Genomic DNA, 5484 nt, shown 5'->3' with positions numbered 1-5484 from the left:
GAACGCACCCTCGGCTGGCTCATGCACCACCGCCGACTCGTACGCGACTACGAAGCCCGACCCGACAACTCCGCCAGCATGATCACCATCGCCATTTCGTTCTGCACCACGTCGAAGCCAACCGATATGCAGGATGAAGAAGGCTCACTGCTTAACCGTCTGCTGGGCTTTTCGAGGGAACGGTCGTGGAGGGGGCCCGGCCCGTCCGGTTACCGGACCATTCTGACGCTGGCGGTGGGGGCGACGTTTCTTGCGATCCTGGATGCCACCATCGCGAACCTGGCGGTCACTGACCTCGCCCGCGACTTCCCCGAGGCGAGCGCGACCGAGCTGACCTGGGTGGTATCGCCGCCTCCGGCCACCGTGAAAGCGGGCTCCGCGTGAGCCATTCATCTCAACCGGGATTCAGGTTGGCCTGCCGGATTCGGAACCGAGCCGAAGCTCAGGCTCGGCCTCGGGATTCGTAACGTCGAGCAAGGGTGCCGGCCGGCCGGCGCCGTCAGTTCGCGATGGTGCATTCGCCGAACATAATCGGGTCGTCTCCGCTTCTTCCCGGTAATTGGTCCCCGCGGATGAATGCGGTCCATGTCGTCCGGACTGCTTCGGCGAGCCGGCCGGGCAGCTCGCCGCCTGGCAGCATCGGCGCGTCTCGCCACGCTGCGGCATTGCCGAAGACGAACGGGATGTCCAGACAATGGCAGGCCCCGAACGGACTTCCGGTCGGGCGCCAGTCGAACCGGTAGGTAACCGAGCCGGGGAACGCGGCCGCCAGCCGCAACGCACCGCGGCGAAATACCTCGTCGGTGGTGATGGCTAGCGCCACCTGGGCCGGCGTGGCCGCCTCCGGCAGCTGGGACAGGCGGTCCGCGTAGCGCTGCTCGGCCTCGCCACCGTACCACTGTCGGATGGCCCGAATCACCGTTTCGGCGTCGATTGCTGCGAAACGCTCGTCTCCGCCAACGAACGCGGCGAGTTCGTCGCGGGTCCAACCGATGAGCAGGTCCACCTCTGGACGCGGCCTGTTCAGCGCGGTGCTGATCAGCTCCTCGCCGACCAACTCGTCGGTGACCAGCTGGAACGGGGGCGCGACGTTCAGCGGGTTCGGGCTCGCCCGAGTGATGGCTTCCGTGACGGCCCTCTGCGCATCGAGCAGGCGGTTCACGGGGACGTCGAACAGGCTCGCCGGTCTGGCGAGCCCCAGCTCGGCGCACAGCATGGCGGTAAACTCACCTGCCTCTTCACTGCTCCAGGGCAGAACCGCGAACGGCGCGCTCTGCAGGATTGCGCGGCGGAACAAGCCGCGCCCGAGCAGCGGGACGATGGACACCGCCCCGCCGGACTGACCGGCGACGGTCACGTCTGCGGGGTCGCCGCCGAACGCGGCGATGTTGTCCTGAACCCAGTCCAGCGCGGCGACCATGTCCAGCAGACCGCGGTTGGACGGTGCGAGCGAGTCGAGGTGGGCAAACCCAAGTACGCCGAGGCGGTAGTTGATTGTCACAACGACAAGGTCGCTGCGCTCGGCGAGCAGAGTGCCGTCGTACCACTCGGCGCTGCCCGACCCTGAGGAGAATCCGCCGCCATGGATCCAGACCAGCACTGGTCGAGCACCGTCAACGACGCTCGGCGTCCAAAGGTTTAGCGTCAGGCAGTTCTCGTTCTGCCGGCCGGCGCGCATCGGGCCCATGACACGCTCGAGGCGGCCCGCCGGTTGCGGGGCGATCGGGCCGGGGCTGCTGGCGTCGCGCGTTCCCAGCCAGGGTCGGGGTGCCTCCGGGCTCGCGAATCGGGCTGCCGACGCAAACGGTACACCGGCGAAGTGGACGACCCGGCCAATCCTACGGCCCCGAACGGCACCGGCCGTAGTTGTCGCGCTCGCTGTTGTCATAGCACCCCCTAAGAGGCTGACGAAGACACCGAAGCTTCTCTCTCGGATCGCGGTGGCACGCCGCGCGCCTCGAAGATGGCGGAAACTGACATGTACCACCGCGCCTGCGGCGCTTCAGGCCGCAGGCAGCGCACCGAACGTGGCGCGGCCTAACTGTGGTGACGCAGCGCTGCCTCTCGCCGAATGCCTGACGTCAGGGGCACTGTCTCGCAGGGGCAGCGGGCCGACAACCGCTTAGCGGTGGTGCGGTAGCCAGGGCTCCAAGAGGGTAGACCCTCGAATGCGCTGGAACCTCAGGGCGACTCGGGGCAATGGCGATACCCCACCCAGCGGACACGGGGCCTCGCGCAGGGCGATGGTCGAACATGCGACCGATTCGCTTCTAGCGACGGTGCGAGACAGGGTCAACCGTGTGCGTGCGGGCGGTGTGGTCGCGGTGCAGGCAGGGCTGGCCGCCAGCCTTGCGTGGCTGGTGGCCAATCAGGTGCTACGAAACCCGGATCCCGTCTTCGCCCCAATCGTGGCCGTAGGCACGCTGGCGGCATCAGTTGGGCAACGCGTCAGACGGATCGTCGAGCTGATCCTGGGGGTAGGCCTCGGTGTGGCGGTGGGTGATCTACTTCTTGCGGCAGTAGGCACCGGTTTATGGCAGTTAGGCACGATCGTGATTCTGTCAATTTTGGCCGCCCTGGTACTCGGAGGCAGCGCCGCGGTGGTTCTGCAGAGTGCGAGCACCGCCGTCCTTATCGCGACCTTGAGTCCCTCCGTAGGCAACCTGGAGGTGCCAAGATTCGTTGACGCACTCGTCGGCGGTGCCGCCGCGCTCGTCGTGACAGCCTTGTTGGTTCCGATCAATCCACTGCGCGTGATCAACCGGGCTGCTGGACCAGCTTTGGACATGCTCGCAGAGCAGTTGAACAGTACCGCGGAGGCGTTGGAAAGCGGGGACATCGGCCGGGCTGAACTTGCCATGGAGCGCTTGCGGCGCAACAAGGCCGAGCTGCAGGCGCTGACCGACGCAGTGGAGGGCGCGAAGGAATCCACCACCTTGGCGCCCGTTTCCTGGCGCTACAGACGCGGCATCTTGCGGCATTATGCTGCAGCCGCCGAGCCCATCGATCGGGCGATGCGCAACAGCGGCACACTGATCAGGCGGGCGGTGACCCTCATTGAGGATGGAGAGCACATGCCCGCTGCTTTGAACCGTGCGGTCCAGGCGCTTGGAGATTCTGTGAGCCTTCTGCGCAAGGAATTCGCCAGCGGGAGGGAACCGGCGGAGGCACGTGAACGCGCTCGCGATGCGGTTCGATTGGCGGGTGTGGCTTACGAGGCGGGCGTGGGCTTTTCGGGCTCGGTCGTGGTCGCCCAGGTTCGGACGACAGCAAGCGACATATTCGTGGCTTCAGGAATGCCGCAGGTCGAGGCGAACCACAACGTACGTGCTGCCTTCTACCGTAACGTCGCCGGCTAGCACCTCTGACTCCAGGCTTTGGCGCGGCTGAGCCGCCCCAGACCGGGGCATCAGCCCCGGTCTGAGGCGGATCGATTCCCGACCCGTCGACTGAGTGACGTGCATGAGGAAGGGAGTCGCTCTCGGGTTTCATAGTCGCGGACGATTCGGCGGTGGTGCATGAGCCAGCCGATGGCGCGTTCGACGACCCATCGGCGTTTGACCACGCTGAAGCCTTTGACGACCGGCGCTTCCAACTTCCGAACCGAACCGGAGTCCTGGGGCGTTGCCGCCGCGGGGCATGGGTGCGCATGGGGCTGCGGGCGACGGAAGGCCCGGGGGCTTTCAGCCATGCGCCTCGCGGACGCGGGCCAGGATCGCGGGTAGTTGCCTCGACGTCTATCGTCCTGGCGATGGCGAGGTGGCGGCGAGATTACCCGGCCCATCCGCCTGTCCCGCCAGCCGAGTGCGAAGGTCTTTCGTTGGCTACTGCCATTGTTGCGCGAGCACGGCAGGGGTGATGCCGTCCTCTAGCGCAGAGTGACCGGACGCCTCATCCCAAGCGGGTCAGTCAGGACGATCCGCTGAACAACGGGCGGCCGCCGTGGTTGGCCCATTCATGGGCGAGGATCGACATCACGGTGGCATCGATCCAGTCGTCGTTGTAGCGCAGCACGTGGCGTAGCACACCCTCGGCGACGAAGCCGACCTTGTCGTAGGCCCGCCGGGCACGCGGATTGAACGAGTACACCTCCAGCGAGATCCGGTGCAAGCCGAGCTGCTCAAAGCCGTATCGGACAATCAGGCGGGTTGCCTCAGTACCCAACCCGCGATTGCGGCCGGTCGGTCCCAGGACCGTCCGGAAGTTGCAGCTCCGATTCTCTTCGTTCCACTCGTTCAGCACGACCTCCCCTACGCACTCACCGTGCGCTCGGTCCACAACCGCCAGGTCGAGACGATCGGTTTGCTGGTTGCGGGTGTTGTACCACTGGCGCGCGCGCTCCTCGCTTGCTGCGTCCCAGCGAGCGAGATCCCCGTCACTATGGGCGCTGCCGGTGAGCAGGGCGGCCTCGGGATCGCGCAGCGCGGCGAGGAGGTGCTGGATGTCCTCCGCCACGAAGGGGCGGAGCAGCACCTTCATGCCGGTCAGGGTGGGCTTGACGGAAAAATTTGCGATCTGTTCAGCGGCCACGTGCTCATTATGGGCAGATCAAGATCGTCTCAGCAAGCGACGTAACGTGCCGGGTTGGGTGCCCGGTAGTTGGCTGTTGTATTCACGCCGGCGCCTTCGCAAAGACGCATTCGTCCTCGAACCCAGTCCCGGAAATCGTCGGCGTCGGCAAAAGGATACTCGACTTCCGTTTAGAGGCTCACGGAGCGTGACGGCGACGCTGAAGAGATAGCTGGATGCTCGCGGGAGTTTTCCGATCCGCTCATCGTTCGTGAACCTTCCGTTACGGACTCGCAGGTGAGTTTCGAAGGCAGTGGTCGATGGCCCCCACCCATCGAGGCCGGTCCGGCCGGCAAAACGCCGGGAGGTGCCGATTCGCCGGTGAGCGCGGCGACCTGTTCGCTATGCCGGTCGGTGTCCTGGCGTGCGATGGCTTTGCGTTCGGCGATCGGGTCGAGAGCGGTGGTGAGGTCCATCAGTGTCGCCAAGACACGGTGCTGGTGCCGGTGAGCCGGTGGACCATTTTCGCCATCGACGCCCCTCAGCGTTCGTGACACGCTGGATTCTGGCCGGCTCTCCTACTCGTGTGCGCGGCGTCCGTGCGGCATCAGGGTGCCGTTGACCTGTTCGACGATCCAGGGTTTGCGGGTCAGCACGAAGCCCGGTGTGGTGTCGGGTCGTTTGACGACCTTGATGTCAACGCCCCGCATGGCGCCGTGCAGCGCCAGGTGCTGCTTGAATCTGGCGTCGACCCAGGCTCGGGCTACCTTCGGGGTGCGTTCGGTGACCTTCTCGCGCAGCCGGATCCCGATCGCGTTGTCGGTGACTGACACCGCGGTGACCACGACCGCGATGATCTCCAGCGCGTCGAGGGCTAGCCCCAACGCCGTTCAGTTAGGTGTTTTGGTGGGCTGTCAAGCGTGTCGTGGAGACGAAGCAGCGGAGCTCCGGTATAGAGGGTGGTCACTCTAAGAC

General features: G+C 65.8%; 4 protein-coding genes and 2 pseudogenes. 2 read left to right on the top strand and 4 right to left on the bottom strand.

Annotation, left to right across the window (positions count from 1 at the left end; translation table 11 throughout):
• A pseudogene (locus ABZS40_RS36155) lies at positions 1 to 99 on the top strand (IS5/IS1182 family transposase); the annotation flags it as partial.
• 400 nt (positions 100 to 499) lie between these two features.
• Here the strand turns inward: ABZS40_RS36155 and ABZS40_RS36150 are convergent.
• Positions 500 to 1888, bottom strand: coding sequence for a carboxylesterase family protein (locus tag ABZS40_RS36150; RefSeq protein ID WP_354949204.1), 1389 nt, complete (start codon positions 1886 to 1888; stop codon positions 500 to 502).
• Between the two features lie 355 nt (positions 1889 to 2243).
• Here ABZS40_RS36150 and ABZS40_RS36145 point away from each other — a divergent pair, with 355 nt between their 5' ends.
• Positions 2244 to 3359, top strand: a complete 1116-nt coding sequence (locus tag ABZS40_RS36145) for an FUSC family protein (RefSeq protein ID WP_354949202.1) — start codon at positions 2244 to 2246, stop codon at positions 3357 to 3359.
• Positions 3360 to 3484: 125 nt separating this feature from the next.
• On the opposite strand, the pseudogene ABZS40_RS36140 reads toward ABZS40_RS36145, so the two are convergent.
• The 3 genes and pseudogenes from ABZS40_RS36140 to ABZS40_RS36130 all read right to left on the bottom strand — a co-directional run.
• Positions 3485 to 3577 (bottom strand): annotated as a pseudogene (locus ABZS40_RS36140) (IS5/IS1182 family transposase); the annotation flags it as partial.
• 332 nt (positions 3578 to 3909) lie between these two features.
• Complete coding sequence (locus ABZS40_RS36135; RefSeq protein WP_354949201.1) at positions 3910 to 4530, bottom strand: GNAT family protein; 621 nt, start codon at positions 4528 to 4530, stop codon at positions 3910 to 3912.
• Positions 4531 to 5087: 557 nt separating this feature from the next.
• Positions 5088 to 5393, bottom strand: a complete 306-nt coding sequence (locus ABZS40_RS36130; protein WP_354949199.1) for a hypothetical protein — start codon at positions 5391 to 5393, stop codon at positions 5088 to 5090.
• Positions 5394 to 5484: the final 91 nt, after the last annotated feature.

The sequence above is a fragment of the Micromonospora sp. NPDC005324 genome, assembly GCF_040607155.1.
In the GTDB taxonomy this organism is placed as follows: Bacteria; Actinomycetota; Actinomycetes; order Mycobacteriales; family Micromonosporaceae; genus Micromonospora; species Micromonospora trifolii.
The sequence above is the reverse complement of the archived record's forward strand: the minus strand, read 5'-3'. Positions and strand labels throughout refer to the sequence as shown.

What these genes read in the sequence shown, in the direction of transcription:
- ABZS40_RS36150 (WP_354949204.1), bottom strand. Translation starts at nt 1,888, where the DNA reads ATGACAACAGCGAGCGCGACAACTACGGCCGGTGCCGTTCGGGGCCGT.
- ABZS40_RS36145 (WP_354949202.1), top strand. Translation starts at nt 2,244, where the DNA reads ATGGTCGAACATGCGACCGATTCGCTTCTAGCGACGGTGCGAGACAGG.